This is a genomic window from Paraburkholderia sp. GAS333 (assembly GCF_050435665.1).
In the GTDB taxonomy this organism is placed as follows: domain Bacteria; phylum Pseudomonadota; class Gammaproteobacteria; order Burkholderiales; family Burkholderiaceae; genus Paraburkholderia; species Paraburkholderia fungorum_A.
This window is the reverse complement of the sequence record NZ_JBNDKS010000003.1, coordinates 1,417,581-1,433,094: the sequence shown is the minus strand read 5'-3', so window position 1 is coordinate 1,433,094 and position 15,514 is coordinate 1,417,581. Positions and strand designations below refer to the sequence as shown.

13 protein-coding genes and 1 riboswitch are annotated in these 15,514 nt (G+C 63.7%); of the genes, 6 read left to right on the top strand and 7 right to left on the bottom strand.

Annotated elements, in window-relative coordinates; genetic code table 11:
- Window positions 1-876: 876 nt before the first annotated feature.
- The gene (locus tag ABH945_RS22155) at window positions 877-2,826 is read left to right on the top strand and encodes an FUSC family protein (protein ID WP_429251904.1); all 1,950 of its coding nucleotides are present in this window, start codon (window positions 877-879) and stop codon (window positions 2,824-2,826) included.
- Between the two features lie 277 nt (window positions 2,827-3,103).
- Here the strand turns inward: ABH945_RS22155 and ABH945_RS22150 are convergent, their stop codons facing one another.
- Together ABH945_RS22150 and ABH945_RS22145 are read right to left on the bottom strand one after the other, a co-directional pair.
- The gene (locus tag ABH945_RS22150; protein ID WP_074766998.1) at window positions 3,104-3,844 is read right to left on the bottom strand and encodes a CbtA family protein; all 741 of its coding nucleotides are present in this window, start codon (window positions 3,842-3,844) and stop codon (window positions 3,104-3,106) included.
- 11 nt (window positions 3,845-3,855) lie between these two features.
- Window positions 3,856-4,077 (bottom strand): CbtB domain-containing protein, encoded by a 222-nt coding sequence (locus ABH945_RS22145; protein WP_074766996.1) that lies wholly within the window; start codon window positions 4,075-4,077, stop codon window positions 3,856-3,858.
- A 52-nt stretch (window positions 4,078-4,129) separates the two neighbouring features.
- A riboswitch (adenosylcobalamin (AdoCbl) riboswitch) is annotated at window positions 4,130-4,216 on the bottom strand.
- 94 nt (window positions 4,217-4,310) lie between these two features.
- On the opposite strand from ABH945_RS22145, the gene ABH945_RS22140 reads away from it, so the two are divergent.
- Complete coding sequence (locus ABH945_RS22140) at window positions 4,311-4,904, top strand: histidine phosphatase family protein (RefSeq protein WP_074766994.1); 594 nt, start codon at window positions 4,311-4,313, stop codon at window positions 4,902-4,904.
- A gap of 64 nt (window positions 4,905-4,968) precedes the next feature.
- On the opposite strand, the gene ABH945_RS22135 is transcribed toward ABH945_RS22140, so the two are convergent.
- The 5 genes from ABH945_RS22135 to ABH945_RS22115 form a co-directional block, all read right to left on the bottom strand.
- A complete protein-coding gene (locus ABH945_RS22135; RefSeq protein WP_429251903.1) occupies window positions 4,969-5,409 on the bottom strand; it encodes a hypothetical protein in 441 nt (146 codons plus the stop codon).
- Window positions 5,410-5,538: 129 nt separating this feature from the next.
- A complete protein-coding gene (locus tag ABH945_RS22130) occupies window positions 5,539-6,546 on the bottom strand; it encodes an alpha/beta hydrolase (RefSeq protein ID WP_429251902.1) in 1,008 nt (335 codons plus the stop codon).
- A gap of 48 nt (window positions 6,547-6,594) precedes the next feature.
- Window positions 6,595-7,878 carry an MFS transporter gene (locus ABH945_RS22125; RefSeq protein WP_429251934.1) on the bottom strand — a complete coding sequence of 428 codons (1,284 nt, stop codon included), beginning with the start codon at window positions 7,876-7,878 and terminating at the stop codon, window positions 6,595-6,597.
- A 74-nt stretch (window positions 7,879-7,952) separates the two neighbouring features.
- On the bottom strand, window positions 7,953-9,035 hold the full coding sequence (locus ABH945_RS22120) for an alpha/beta hydrolase (RefSeq protein ID WP_429251901.1): 1,083 nt from the start codon (window positions 9,033-9,035) through the stop codon (window positions 7,953-7,955).
- Between the two features lie 73 nt (window positions 9,036-9,108).
- Window positions 9,109-10,161, bottom strand: a complete 1,053-nt coding sequence (locus ABH945_RS22115; protein ID WP_074771004.1) for a porin — start codon at window positions 10,159-10,161, stop codon at window positions 9,109-9,111.
- Window positions 10,162-10,364: 203 nt separating this feature from the next.
- Here ABH945_RS22115 and ABH945_RS22110 point away from each other — a divergent pair, with 203 nt between their 5' ends.
- From ABH945_RS22110 to ABH945_RS22095, 4 genes are all read left to right on the top strand, one after another.
- Window positions 10,365-11,282: a LysR family transcriptional regulator gene (locus ABH945_RS22110; protein WP_429251900.1), complete on the top strand. Its 918-nt coding sequence runs from the start codon at window positions 10,365-10,367 to the stop codon at window positions 11,280-11,282.
- Window positions 11,283-11,359: 77 nt separating this feature from the next.
- The gene (locus ABH945_RS22105; protein ID WP_429251899.1) at window positions 11,360-12,877 is read left to right on the top strand and encodes an ATPase domain-containing protein; all 1,518 of its coding nucleotides are present in this window, start codon (window positions 11,360-11,362) and stop codon (window positions 12,875-12,877) included.
- A 5-nt stretch (window positions 12,878-12,882) separates the two neighbouring features.
- Window positions 12,883-14,541, top strand: coding sequence for an ATP-binding protein (locus ABH945_RS22100; protein WP_074771003.1), 1,659 nt, complete (start codon window positions 12,883-12,885; stop codon window positions 14,539-14,541).
- A gap of 335 nt (window positions 14,542-14,876) precedes the next feature.
- On the top strand, window positions 14,877-15,512 hold the full coding sequence (locus ABH945_RS22095; protein WP_429251898.1) for a MarR family winged helix-turn-helix transcriptional regulator: 636 nt from the start codon (window positions 14,877-14,879) through the stop codon (window positions 15,510-15,512).
- The last annotated feature ends 2 nt before the right edge of the window (window positions 15,513-15,514 follow it).

Here is a 15,514-nt window from a genome sequence, read left to right as displayed (position 1 = left end):
TACTGACGAATGATTCATCTGTCCGAAGACAGAAAAACCTTCCTTTCATTACTGTGTGAGACTTGATACTTTTGCTTTGCAGCAGACCCCGAAAGATCCACTCGCATCGCGCATCAAGCGCCCACACTTATCGGCTGTTAATTTTTAAAGATCGATCCGCTCACAAAACTGCGCCCACTTCAACCACCCGGCACCGCTTCGTTCTGCGTCGCTGCGTCTGCAGCAGAGAAACGAGATTATGGCGATCGGACCGAACCCCGTCAACCCTCTTGTGCAATTATTTTCTAAAAAATACGAGCGCTATAAAAATAGGCACTTTCGCACCAATTGCAAATTAGTTAGTCATCCGACTCAATTTGAGATGCGCTGTTATAGCGTGCCTAAAACGACAGCACATCCGTAACGACATCCCGAGCATCGGGACATGGACACGTGGCCGACCGAGAATGAACGTCAGCCTCGTCACGAGTCCGGTCGGACGATGGCAGGTAGCTCAGGGCGCTCACGCCGTCTATATGTATAGAGATCGCCGCCGCTCCCACACGCAACTGCTATTTGTCCACCGCAGTCCGCAACCAATCCGCGCGCCGCGAACCAGGAGCCAAAGAGCACCACGGTCCCCAAATATTCGCCGCCTCAATTTTGACAAGCTATCATCCGGGAAAACCCGAACCCGCTGATGTGCTGCCCCACCCTTTGCAGCGCGTCCGGCGTGCCTGTTCGAGGTTATCGCCCGTCGTCGGACGGGGCTTTCAGCCGGTGATCCCGGCACGAGGGTCCAATCCGGCGATACAAAGGTGGCGGGTCCCGCGTGATCCGCCCTGCCGCGATCGGCCAAAAGCCGATGGCGGCCACTTAGCCTGGACATCATCGATCATGATTGCTGCCGCGTTTTCGCGCGTCGCCGACCGTCTGCTAGCCGCGGACCCCGGACTCGTGCGCCTCCACACCGCGCTGCGCGTCGCGCTTGCCTGCCTGCTGACTGGCGTGGCGAGCATCGCGTGGACCGTCGCCCATCGCCAACCCGTCATCCTCGCTGCGCCCGGCGTCCTGTTCGCGATGGTCGCGCCGCTGTTCCTGCGCGACGCCCGGCGCTCCGCCTGGTTCGCCACACTCGCTTACCTCTATCTGTGCGCTTGCGCGTGCTTCGCCGTCGCGGCCGTGCTGAGTCGCTACCCGTTGGCCGCCGACGCGGGCTTTCTGCTCGTGATGTTCATCGGCATGCTTTGCCAGGCCTGCGGCCCGCGTGCGCTGGGTTGCGCGATGCTGGGCGTCGTGTGTTTCTACCTCGGCCTGTATCTACATCCGTCGATCGCGCATCTCACGCAATCGCTGATGTTGTCCGCCTTCGGCCCGTTGATGGTCGTGCTGATCGGCCGCGTGGTCTTGCCGCTGCGTCCTGCTGCCACGTTCCGGCTCGCCATTCACACGCTGACGCTGCGTGCGTCGCGTGTGCTCCATACGCCAGCCGCCGCCAATCTCTCCGCGTTGAACGAAGCCGCGCTGTCGCTGGAGGAGCAGCTCGCGTTGCTCAACCCATCCGACGCGGACACGGTTCGCGAGCGGATCGTCGAAGTCGAAGTGGCGGCCGGGCAGCATGCCTTCGCGTCGAGCCACGCCGCCAGGGACAACGCCCCGACCACGGCCGACATGCTTCGTCACGCGATGACGCGGCTCAGGGAACTGACGCATCGGCGCGCTTCGTTTGTGCCGGCCAGCAACAACGCGATCGCTTCGCCGTTCTCCCGACGCCTCGCCGACATGCGCGCCAAACTCTGCTGGCTGCCTGCCACACGCGCCACGACTGCGGCGTTTCTGGCGATGCTGATCGGCCATTCGCTCTCCCCCGAGCGCTGGTTCTGGGCCGTCATCACGACATTCGTCGTGTTTCTCGGTACGCGATCTCGCGCCGATACGGTCTATCGCGGCGCGCAGCGTCTGGTCGGCACGCTGGCTGGCGCGCTGGTCAGCGTCATGCTGGTCGCGCCGCTGCACGACTCGCCGACACTATTAGTGGCAGCGATGGTGCTCTGCGTGTTCGGTTGGGCGTACTTCATCCTCAGCGCTTACGCGCCGGGGGTGTTCTTCATTACCGTGCTCGTGGGGTTGGTCTACGGCGAACTGGGTTTCGCCATGGGACCGCTGGTCGAGTTGCGGATCGAGGAAGTGCTGGTGGGCTGCATCGTGTCGTTCGCCGTCGCCATTCTGATGATGCCGCTTTCGGCCACCCGTCATGTCGAGGTTCGGTTGGGCGCTGTGCTCGGAGCGCTGCGCGAGGTGGTCCGGCTTGCGGCAGGTGCTGGTGCTGGTGCTGGTGCTGGTGGTGCTGCTAGCGTGAGCGCGTCTGAAACGCGTGCTGCCATGCGTCGGCTGGATCGTGGCTGGCACGATCTTCGGATTGCATTAAAGCCGCTGCAAACCCAGCGTGTAGTGACGTGGAATCCCGATGTCGAACTAGCCACGGGTTCGCTGCTGTGCTGCCTGCATTGGGCGCGGGTGTTGAGCGATCCGGCGCGGCGCGGGACGCCGTCTAACGAGGAAGCGGCGGCGCTCAATGCGGCGGATATCAGCGCGGCCCATGTCGAATCGATCGTGGCGCGACTGGACTCGCTGATCGCCCGATACAACGGACAGCCGAGCGGTTCGGCGCGTGATGCAACGAACGAGCGTGCGTCGGCTGCAGTGGGGATCGAGGTCGATCCAGCAAAATCACCGGCGCTGGCTCAACTGGATGGCGCGGTCTCACAACTGTTCGACCGGTTGACGCAGCCGGCCGGGAAAGCGCGACGCGTGTTCAACTGGGCGCTGCGAGGAAAAGGGGTGTGAAACGAGGGCGAGTTGCCGCGTCTGCGTGCTTATCGCGGCAATTCGCGGCAACTACGGAGACGAATACAGGAACAACGACCGGCCAACAGGAGAAACCCGTCGAACTTGTCCACAGAAAATGTTCGCAAGCCTGTGGATAACCTATCCACAACCGGGTCAAGTCCTTGATAGCAAACCAAAGTCGAGCCTTGCGCACCTGGCGCGACCGCTTGCACAGTCGCGCCGTAAGCACCGGAGCGCCAGTAGTACCGACAAGCGCCCCAGAGCCAAGCCAGCCTCAAGCCGACTTCGCCACGCCACGCACATTCAGCCGTGCGAAATCGCTGCGCTCGACCAGCGCGCCGAACAGCAACCCGATCGTCGTCCACATGATGACCTGCATGCCGATCGCGGCCACCCGGAACTTCCACAGCAGCACCGCCGGGAAAGCCGCCGGCACTTCGTTGATGACCGGCATCGACAACTGCACCGCCGCGATGATCACGATAAACACCAGTCCCGCGACAATCGAGCCGTTCCACGCGCCCAGCTTCAGCACCGCGCGGCGTCGCACCTTCAGCGAGAACACCATCGCGGCGATCGAGATCGCGATCATCAGAAAGAACAGGCCCGTGCGCATCCCGATCGTCTCGGGGTCGCCTACCGATGGCGGATTAGCCGGGTACTTGATATTGGGCACGATCACCAGCGCAATGAACGCCGCCAGCGCGAGCCACGCGGACAACGCGCGCACGCCCAGCACGCCGACACGTCCGTACGCATACGCGAACACCAGCGAGAACAGACCGCCGACCGCCGCGCCGAACGTCACCACGCCGGTCAGCAATCCGAGGCCCGCCTGGGTCTCGCGGCTCACGAGTTCAGGCTCGGGCGCTTCGCCTTTGGCGGCGTCTGCCTTTTCTTCGAACGAAATGGCCTGATCGACCTGCGGCTCGCCTACCAGTCGTGCGAAGCCGAACGTGAGCAGTCCCGCGGCGATGCCGGCGAGCATCCCGCGTACCAACAATTTACCAACCATGTCCGGCTCCGTTAGTGGCAGGGAAAGCCGAGCAGATGGCGACCGTCGTGCACGAATTCATGCACGTACATGCCGGGCACCAGCGACGTGGCACCTTCTTCTGCACCAACGAAGTAAATCGCGAGCAATAACAGCAAGCCGCCGAATACGACCCAAGGCAGCAACTCACGCAACGGGATAGGCGTGGGTTGCGCAACGGGCTGGGTCGCGGAATTGAAAACGGTGTCGTTCATAGTGACATCTCCTGGGGGTAGCGCGCCCCGAAAGTCGATTGCAAAGGAATAGTGCGAAGCTCAGGTCTGGCTTTCGGCTTGTGATGCCGATTACAGTGGCGCGACCGCGCCGGGCTCTCACCGGCTTCCGTGCTTCGCAGTCCCGCTATTCTACGCGCTAAACTCGGGCCTCCGCGACCCTGGACGTGCCGTCCGCGCCGCGTTTCGGCATCGTTTGAACGGAAATGAAAAGAATGGACCTACGACTGTTACTGGTCAGCCACGCGTCGACGGCCGCGCAGCGCGCAGGCCGCTTTCCCATCGACGACGACGCGCTCGACGCCCGTAGCATCGGCGAAACGGAAGCTGTGCGGGCGCGTATGGCCTTTTCCGGCGATGCCGCCGCGTTCGTCAGCCCGGCGGTTTGCGCGCGCGAAACGGCTTCGGCGTTGGGACTGGCCGCAACGGTCGACGAAGCTCTGGCGGATATAAATTACGGCAGATGGCGTGGCCAGCGGCTCATCGACATAGCCAACGAAGCGCCCCAGGAACTCGCCGCATGGACACGCGATCCCGACGCCGCGCCGCCCGGAGGCGAGTCGTTCGCTGCGCTCGTGAAGCGGGTGGGAGCGTGGCTCGACGCGTTGAACCCTACGACTGCGGATCACGCATCGAACCATCCGCGCCATGTCGTTGCCGTCACGCATGCCCCGCTGCTGCGGGCCGCGATTGTGCATGCGCTGGGGGCATCGCCCGAGATATTTGCGCGGATTGAAATCGCGCCGCTGTCGCTGGTCGAATTGCGGCGCTCGTCGCGCGGCTGGACATGGCGGCCGTCGGCGAGCTGACTGTCGCCGCCGTTCAACTTCAATTTATCGGGACACAGCAGCTACTCATTAACTAGCCCGCCGGTCACTGACCCGATACCACCAGCCGCAGTTTGTTCGAACCCGTGGGCGTCAGCGTGATGCCGGTCCGCTTGCCTTTATCGCCGACATAAAAGTGCTGGCGTCCCGGTGAATTCTGATCGTGAGTCGCTTCGGGCAGACACGACGCGATGTCGGCTGCGACCGCCTGCAACGCGGCGGCATTCGAACCGGCGTCGTGATGCGGCGTCCACGTGCACTGGTAGCTGCCTGGGCTCGCAGCACATTGGGCATCGTCGCCGTAGGGTTGCGCGATGCCTTTGCCATCCTCGGGTGTCATTGAAGCCAGGCCGCCCGGCGCCGCCGCCACGATTCGTTTGAGCGACGCGCACGGGCTGGGGGCATCGTCGGCCTGTGCGCTGCAGGGCAACAGCGCACCTAGCGATGCAGCGGCAAGCGCAGTGGCGAGTATTCGGGTTTTAGTCATGTCGACACGCTCCTCGGACGGTGGCGTGCGGATCATCAACATCGATCCGCGTGGTCACTGCTGCGGTAGCAGGCTTTGTGCCCATGCTGGCCCGACCGACGTGATCGCCAAGGCTCGTCGCGAACACCGTCAGACGCCAAATACCGCCGCCAGCCCCTGCTCAGAAGCAAACATCCCGTTCGCATCGTGCCCGACGCCATCGATCACGAACGTCCGGTGGGTCGCCAATCCTTGCGGATGCCGCAACGCCATATACCGCGCGTACGCGAGCCCACGCTCAAGCCGGTTCGTGCCCTGGGTCATCGCTGCACATGAGCGGTCGAGCGCGGGATGCTGCGGATCGCAATCCGCGCCGCCCAGCAGCACGGTGACATCGGAGCGCGCATAGCGTGCTTCGAGCCCGTCGGCGGATGCCGAGCCATCTTCGCCACGCGTGTAAGCGGGCAAATCTTCGAGCCCATATTTCCAGCGATTGAACGACGGACACCGAGCCGCATCGAACGCAGCGAACTCGCCGGATGCCGTCGGACGCATTGCATCGAAATACACATACGACGACGGATTCGCGACCACATACCGCAGCCCGACACCCCGCGCGGCCAGCGACGCCTGCTCGCGCGCCACCACCGCATAGCGATGCACGACCTGCGCGCCGCCCGAATGCCCCGCGATCACGACCTCGGTCAGCGATGCAAACCGGTCGTCCGAAGCGAGCGTCTGCACGATGGCGTCGAGCACGTCGAACGAACTGAGCGGCGCCGGACCTTCGGCCTCGCCACCGCCCATCCAGCTGGTCCACTCCCAATGCAAGGTGGATGGCGGGACATCGTGCGCGGCCACATCGGCGGTCGCGAGAAACTGCGGCACGATCAGCAGCGTATCGGCGGCGCTACCGCCCGCCAGCGCACAGGCCCGCTGTGCGAGGTCGAAATACGTATCGGCATTGCGCAGGCGGCCGTGAATCAGAATCACCGCGCGTTCGATGCCGCGCGCGGGGAGAAGCCAGTCGCCGTTCGCGAACACCGGCACGGTGCCGCTGCCCGCATCGGTCGTGACAGTCAGATGCCGGTTCGCGACGACCGCCACCGGACGTTCATTGGGCGCGCGCTCGTCGTCTGTAATCAAAGGCTGGGTCATGCAATAAGCTCGTGGTTAATCTGCCAGGCGGCGCCGCGCGCCACCGTGCTAATGAGCGGCGGGTCGCGCCGCCGTGCCGCGCGGCTCGCGTCCCGAGCGCGTGAAGTACACCATCGCGAGCGAAACGAAGCCGGCAAAAATCAGGTAGAACGCGGGCGTGAGACTGCTGCCGGTCACGCGCGTCAGACCGGTGATGGTGAGCGGCGCCATGCCGCCGAACAGCGTCACCGCGATGTTGTACGACAGCGCCACGCCCGCCGAGCGGCTGCGCACCGGGAACAGCGTCGCGAGCATGCCGGGATGCGAGCCGGACATCGCCGCGAGAAACACCGTGGCAACGAGTTGCGCGATGAACAGATGCCCCGGCGTCGGATTCGTCACGACGAACTGATACAGCGGATACACGCAGACCATCCACGCAATCACGATCGGATAGAACAGACGGTAAGCGCCGTAGCGGTCGGCAAGCTTGCCCGACAGCGGGAACAGGAACAGATTCAGCACGCCCGACACGAACGCGCCGAGCAGCGCGGTGGATAACGGCAAATGCAATTGCCGCTCGACATACACCGACAGATACGAGTGCCACACGTAATTCGTCGCCGCGCCGACGATGATCACGCCCATCGCGCAGATCGCCGCATCGCCGTTGTCGCGGAAAAACTGCCGGACGGTGACGCGCGGCGGCTTGTCCTTGCTATCGCGCAGGCGCTCGAATTCCGGCGACTCCGCCACGCGATGCCGGATATAAAACCCGAACGGCCCCGCCAGCGCGCCGAACAGAAACGGCAGACGCCATCCCCACGACACCAGTTGTTCATGCGTCAATTGCGTGGTCAGCAGGTAGCCGACGCCCGACGACAGCAGCAACGCAAACGCCTGCGCCGACATGTTGAAGCTGCAATAGAACATCTTCTTGTGCGGCGGGGCGTACTCGACCAGCATCGCCGACGCGGTCGCGAACTGTCCGCCGACCGACAGCCCTTGCAGCAGCCGCGCGAGCACCACCAGCAACGGCGCCGCGATACCGATGTGCGCGTAACCGGGCGTGAGGCCCATCAGCAGTGTGCTGGCGGCCATCGAGATGATCAGCAGCGACAGTGCCTTGCGACGCCCGGCGCGATCCGCGTAAATGCCGAGCAGAATGCCGCCGATCGGCCGCACGATGAAGCCGACCGCGAACGTGGCCAGCGTCAGCATGATCGACACGAAGCCGTTGCCGCCGGGAAAGAACACCTGCGCGATGATCTTCGCGAAGTAGCCGTAGATCAGAAAGTCGAACCACTCGAGCCCGTTGCCGAGCACTGACGCGAAGATCGCGCGCCGCACCATCGCCGGACTCAAAGCGTTTGGCGTGTGATCGTTGGCGGAGCTTGCGCCTTCGCGTCGATGGAAAGTCGCTTCGCTCATGGCTCGCATCCTTGGGTATCGAACATCGCCGCGAGTGCGCAGACCGACGTCAGCATCCGCGCGCCGTTGTGGCCGACGCCCGGCACGATATGAAAACTCTGTTGCAGATGATCCGTATGACGCGCGCGGATATAACGGTAATACGCTTCGGCACGCGCGACGCGCTGCGGCCCCTGCGCCTCGGCGGCACAGGTTTTATCGAGCGCGCTTTGCTGCGGATCGTCATCGTCGCCGCCGACCAGATAATCGATCCGGCGCGCGGCGTAGGCCGCTTCGAGTTGCGCGGGCGAGCGGTCGTCGAGATACGGCGGCCGCTGGTCCATGCCGTATTTCCATTGATTGAAATCGGGGCACTGTGCTGCATCGAACGGCGCGGCGACGCCTTGCGCGTTGGGCCGCTGCGCATCGAAATACGCATACGTGGACGGGCTCGCCACCACATAACGCACGTCGATGCCCTCATCGGTCAGCGCGGCGATGTTGCGTGCGGCGACCGCGTAGCGCTGCACGACCTGCGCGCCGCCCGAGTGTCCGGCGAACACGACGTGCCGCAGATTCGGGAACAGCTTCCGATCGGCGAGACGCGTGACGATCGCGTCGAGCACGTCGTACGAACTGATCGACACAGGCGCTTGCGCCGCTTCGCCGCCCATCCAGCCGTTGCCGCTCCAGCGCAGCAGATCGGCGGGCTCGTCGTGAATGCGCAGATCGAGCGTGGCGAGAAATTGCGGCGCGATCAGCAACGTCGCGTCGGGGTCCGCGTGCGCCGCGTCGCGGGCCTTCTGCGCGGTGCGGAAATACACGTCCGCATTGCGCAACTTGCCGTGAATCACGATCACCGCGCGTGTTATTTGCGGCTGCGCGACGCTCCAGTCTTTCGACAGATACAACGGAAATTCGGCGTGCCCTTGCGGTGTGTCGAGCGTGAAGCGCGTGTCCGCGATCGTCGCCACCGGCTTCAGATGCGGCTCGTACGCATGCACCGCAAGTGCAGGCTGCGCGAACGACAGCAGCATCGCGCCGCTCGCCGACGCAGCCGCGCACAGTCGCGCGAGATATCGAGAGAAATTGATAATCATCCAGCCTGACTCCTGATCACCGTGCAGTGGGTTAAACGCAGCGCGTCGCCGAATCCGTCTATGGAAACGAAAGTTAGAAACGATGCCGGATGCCGAGCGTCACGCCGGTCTGATCCGGACCGAACGCGGTGTCGCTCGTCACGCCGACCGGCGTGTACTGGCCATCGGCATAACGGGTGGCCGCGGCGTAGGCGACGGTCGCGTACACGTCGGTTCGTTTCGACAGAATATAGTCCGCGCCCAGCACGCCCATCAGCGCGTTCGACACGTTGTCCGCCTTGTTGCTCTGGTAGTAAGCGGCCAGCGTCACGCGCAGTTCCGGCTTGACCAGATAACGCACGCCGCCAAACCACAATGCCGACGACACAGACTTGCCTTTAGTCGGGTTATACAGATAGTGCTCGTAGCCGCCCATCAGCGTCGCGTCGCCGATCTGCTCGCGAGCCGACGCGCTCCAGTTGCGCGATTTGGTCCACAGGTTGCTCGAATTGATCGCGCCGTTGCGGTAGTCGTACGCGAGCGCCGCCGCGAAGCTGCCGATGTTGTAGTCGAGCGCGCCGCCATACGCGGCACTGCTCTGAAACGAATCCGCCGAGCCGCCGAAACTGTAGACGCCGGTCGCCGTCAATCCGCCGAAGTGGCCTACATACTTGACCGAATTGTTCACGCGCGCCTTGAACGAAAAGCTGTCCGACAGGCCGGTGCTCGGCATCCACGTGTATTGCTGGCCGAACACCATCGGATCGTATTTGATCAGCGTGTCGTACATGGCTGTGTACTGCAAACCCGCCGACACCGCGCCGTACGCATTCGCCAACCCGACCGCTGCCGTCCGGTTGAACAGCACGCCGGCGCTCGCATTGGTGCCGTCGTTGCCGTTGAATCCCCCTTCGAGAATGAAGAACGCGCGATTGCCGCCGCCGAGATCTTCGTCGCCCCGGAAGCCGAAGCGCGAATTGCTCAGGCCGCCGGAATTCTGACGCACCAGCGAGCCCCCGTCCGCGCCCGCATGGTTGAGAAATTCGAGGTTGGTGTCGATTACGCCGTACAACGTCACCGACGACTGCGCGTGCGCGCCTGCGCAACTCACCATGGCCAGCGCGGCCGCTGCATATTGTTTTTTCACCGAGGTCGTCTCCATTTCGTTTTGTTCTTCGCATGTCGCAGCGATCCCCCTGGAAGGGCTGGATCGATGCGATGGACGAGATCGTAGGAGCGCCGCTGGTAAATGTAAAATACCTGTTTTATGCACTGTCCATATTTATTAGATATGGCATTGAGTCGTGTCGAAACGGACGACGGCCTCTGCCAGCAAGGAGACGGAACGCCATGGAACTGCGGCATCTTCGCTACTTTTTGACGGTCGCCGAAGAAGGCCAGTTCACGCGCGCCGCCGAACGGCTGTCGATGCAACAGCCGCCGCTTTCGCAACAGATCCGCGCGCTGGAAGAAGAGATCGGCTTCGAGCTGTTTATCCGCATGCCGCGCGGCGTGACGCTCACACCGGCAGGCCACGCATTCGCGGACGACGCGCAACGTCTGCTGCAAAACCTGCAAGCCTCGGTCGACAAAGCCAGCCGGATCGCGCGCGGCGAACTCGGCACGATCTCTATCGGGTTGACCAGTTCCGCTGCGTTCCATCCGTTCACGACTGAAGTCATCCGCGAGTTCCGGGCCGTGTGTCCCGAGGTGTCGGTGGAACTCGCCGAACTCAACGCGGCGGAGATTATCGAGCGCCTCGCGGCGGGCCAGATTCAGGCGGCGTTTCTGCGCAAACCGGTCGATGTGCGCGAGGGCGTCGCGTTCGAACTGTTGCTCGACGAACCGATGGTCGTCGTGCTGCCGGTCGGGCATCCGCTGCTCAAAGGCCGCGGGAAAGACGGCAGGAAGCCGCCGCAAATTTCGCTGAAGGCGCTCGCGCACGAAGACTTCATTCTCGTGAGACGCCCCGGCGCGCCAGGCATGTACGCGGATATCCTCGCCGCGTGCCGGCAGGCGGGGTTCGTCCCGCGAGTCGCGCGCGAGGTGCCGCGCATGGTGTCGGGTATCAACCTCGTCGCGACGGGCATGGGCGTGACGCTGGTGCCCGCGTCGATGCAACGTTACGACCAGCTCGGCACCGTGTATTGCACGCTGACCAACCCGTCCGGGTTGAGCGCGCCGCTGCATCTCGCTTACCCCGAAGCGCTGCACAACAGCGCGGCGACGCGGTTTATCCAGTTAGTTCAGGAGCGCGTTCGCAGTTGAATGGCACGTAAATTGCAATCTCGCCGTACCGGACGGGCAAACGCCCGCCATTCCAATACGACGCAGACCGCTACGCCATGTCAAACAAACCTGCCGCTGGTACGCCCGGCCGCCTTTCCTCCGGAATCGACGGGATCGATAACATTCTGGGCGGGGGCCTGACACCTCGTCGCATGTACCTCGTGGAAGGGGCGCCCGGCACCGGCAAAACTACCCTCGCGTTGCAATTCTTACTTAAAGGTGTCGAGGAAGGACAGCGCGGCCTCTATATCACGCTGTCGGAGACACGCTCCGAGTTGATCGCGGTCGGCGAAAGTCATGGCTGGGACGTCAGCCGCTTCACGATTCTCGAACTGCTTTCGGACGAAGGCCTCGATCCGCAGTACGAGCAGACCGTGCTGCATCCGGCCGAGGTCGAACTCGGCGAGACCGTGCGCAACGTGATCAAGCAGGTCGACGACCTCAAGCCCACGCGGATCGTGCTGGACAGCCTGTCGGAATTGCGGCTGCTGTCGCAGAATCCGTTGCGGTATCGCCGGCAGATTCTCGCGCTCAAGCGCTATTTCGCGACCCGCGAATGCACGGTCCTGCTGCTCGACGACAACTCGTCCGAGCCCGGCGACGTGCAGTTGCACAGCATCGCGCATGGTGTCATCAGCCTCGACAACATCGCCCACGATTACGGCGGCAACCGGCGCCGCGCGCGCATCGCGAAGATGCGCGGCATCAAGTTCCGCGAGGGCTACCACGACTTCACGCTCGACACGGGCGGCATCAATGTCTATCCACGCCTGGTGGCGGCGGAGCATCACGCCGAGTTCGACACGCAAGTCGTCAGCACCGGCACCGACGGACTCGATGCGCTGCTTGGCGGCGGCCTGATTCCGGGCACCAACGCGCTGATGATCGGCCCGTCGGGGGTCGGCAAGACGACCACCGTGGTGTCCTGCCTGATCGCCGCGCTCGAACGCGGCGAACGCTGCGCTTACTACGTGTTCGACGAAACGCTCACCACACTGATGATCCGCTGCTCGACACTCGGCATGCAGCTCGCGCCGCACGTCGAAAGCGGCTTGCTGACGCTGCGCCAGATCGATCCCGCCGAGATTTCGCCGGGCGAGTTCGCGAGCAACGTGCGCACCGCGGTTGAGAAAGACAACGTGCGCTACGTCGCGATCGACAGTCTCAACGCCTATCTGCAGGCGATGCCCGGCGAGCGCTACCTGCTGCTGCAGATGCATGAACTGCTCGGCTATCTGAACCAGCAAGGCGTGATCACAATGCTCGTGCTGGGGCAGCACGGCATCATCGGCGAAGTGCAGAACGATATCGACATCAGTTACCTCAGCGACGTGGTCGTGCTGTTCCGCTACTTCGAACACCACGGCGAAGTGCTGACCGCCGTCACCGCCGTGAAAAGCCGCGCCAATGCGCACGAGCGCTCGATCCGCCAGTTCCGTCTGGGCGTGCGGGGCGTGGAGGTCGGCGAAGCGTTGCGCGACTTCGAAGGCGTGCTGTCCGGACTGCCTTCGTATCGCGGCAGCACTGCGCTGCTCGGCGCGACGGAGCGTGTCATCGAAACGGTCCGGCAGTAATGGCGATGGAGCAACGCGTCCTCATCCTGGCGCCGTTCGGCCGCGACGCCGATGTGATTGCCGAAGTGCTGCAAAAGGACTCGCGGATCTGCGTGACCTGCCGCGACGCCGACGCGCTTTCCGAGGCGCTCGACGTCGGTGCGGGTGCCGCGCTGATCGCCGAGGAAGCGCTTGCGGGCAATCATGCGTCGCGTCTGTTCGCGTGGCTCAGGCAGCAGCCGGCATGGTCCGATTTTCCGTTCATCCTGCTCGCCGCGTCGCGGCTCGGGCATCGTTCGGCGAGCGGACTCGACGTGCTCGAACAGCTCGGCAACGTGGTCGTGCTCGAACGTCCGCTGAATTCGGAGACGCTGCGGCGCGCGGTGGCGTCGTCGCTGCGGGCGCGCGCGCGGCAGTACCAGTCGCGCCGCCATCTCGCGGAGCGGATCGAGGCGCAAGAGGCGCTGGTGCAGTTGAACGATTCGCTCGAAAGCCGCATTGCCGAACGCACGCACGAACTCGCATCCGCGAACAACCGTCTGATGATGGAGATTCACGAGCGTGCCAAGGTGCAGGCGGTGCTGGTGCAGTCGCAGAAGATGGAAGCGCTTGGGCAGCTCACCGGCGGCATCGCGCACGACTTCAACAACCTGTTGAACGTGATCATGGTCAACTCGGAGTTGATCGCGCGGGTCAGCAGCGATGAGCGGATTCGCGGCATGGCCGCCACCGTCAAGCGCGCGACCGAACGCGGCGCGAAGCTTACCGGCCAGTTGCTGACGTTCTCGCGCAATAGCAATCTCGATCTGAAAGCGGTCAACGTGGTGGCGCTGCTGCAAGGCATGCGCGACATCATCACGGTGTCGCTGGGGTCGAGCATTCGCTACGCCAACGAATTCGACGCTGACGAAATGTGGACCCAGGCCGACGCCAACCAGCTCGAACTGGCGATCCTCAATCTGGCGATCAACGCACGCGACGCGATGCCGGGCGGCGGTCAGCTCGGCATCCGCGTGAAGGAGCGCACCGCGCCCGATCAGACACTTGCGGATGGCCAGTACGTCGTGCTCGAAGTCGCCGACACCGGTACGGGGGTGCCGCCCGACGTAGTGTCGCGCGTGTTCGACCCGTTTTTCACGACCAAGCCGATCGGCAAGGGCACGGGCCTCGGTTTGAGCCAGGTCTACGGAATCGCGCGGCAGGCGGGCGGCACCGCGCGCCTTTTCAGCGAGGAAGGCGCGGGCACCACTGTCGAAATCTGGCTGCCGTTGCGCGAACCGGTCGCGCCGCAAGCCGAAGCGGCGTCCGACGCCGAGGCGAACGCGGTCGGCGAAAAGCGCGTGCTGGTCGTCGAGGACGACGGCGAGGTGCGGGCGATGCTGGTTGAGTCGCTGAGAATGCTCGGCTACACGGTGACCGAGGCAGCGGACGGCCAGTCGGGCTTGAACCGCCTGAAAGACGACAAGCCGGATCTGCTGATGGTCGACTTCGCGATGCCGGGGATGAATGGCATCGACGTGATCGCCGAGGCGCGCAAGATGCGTGAGGATCTGCCGGTGATTCTGGCAACCGGTTACGCCGATGTCGACATTTCAGGCCTGGCAGTGAAACGCTGCACGATTCTGCGCAAGCCTTTCCAGCTCGACGATCTGGCGCGTACGGTGCGGTTGGGGCTGGCGGCCTGATTTGCGTTGGGCCGCGGGCTTTTGGCGGGCAAAGGCGGGCGCGCCTGTCACTGACAGTTAGTTGCATCATTGACGGCGCCCAGCTTTGCGTTGCTCATCACTTCGCGCGTGACACACGTCGCGCTGTCAAATTCCGCAGTCACACTGCCTTCCAAATCCCGTCGATCCCCAAAGTCGCGTAATTCAATACGCATGCGGCCACCGGCTTGTCATGCGTGCGGCGTCATGTCCATCTGAATGCCGTTGTTGCGTTCCCGCCGCATCCCGTCGCCGTCACACAAAAATTTCCAATTCAATAGCTTGCTAACGAATCTTTTGGAAATACAATACCGGCCATGCCGAACCTCGATACCCTGCGCCGGACTGTCAGCAGCACCCTGGTCGTCGCTGCCAGAAAATGGCGGCGCACGAGCCATGGCGTGCTGGCGGCTTTCAATGTGTCAGAAGCGTGCGCCACCCCGCTGCTCACCGCCAGCCGCCTCGGCTCGGCGGTGCGCCAGGTTACGCTGGCCGATCACGTCGGCATCGAGGGGCCGTCGCTCGTGCGTCTGCTCGATCAACTGTGCGCGGCCGGCCTGATGCGTCGTGACGAAGATCCCGAAGACCGTCGCGCGAAAACCGTGGTGCTGACCGACGAAGGCCGCGCCGTCACCGCGAAAATGGAAGAAGAACTCGTCACGTTGCGCGCGCAAGCTTTGAAAGACGTGTCGCGTAGCGATCTCGAAGCGGCGCTGCGCGTGCTGGCGGCGTTCACCGCAGACCATGCCGAGACTGGCCGTGCCGATACTGGCCGTGCCGATCCGGGCAGCGTAGAACGCGAGCCACGTCAGCCACGCAGTCAGACGCATGACCGGCGCACGGAGCGCACTGAACGCAGCGCCCCCGCCAAAATCACACGAGCCGCCAAAGCGCGAAACAATCAACGCGACGCAGACAAAGCGGCGCCGCAAGACGCCGACGATCCGGCGTAACG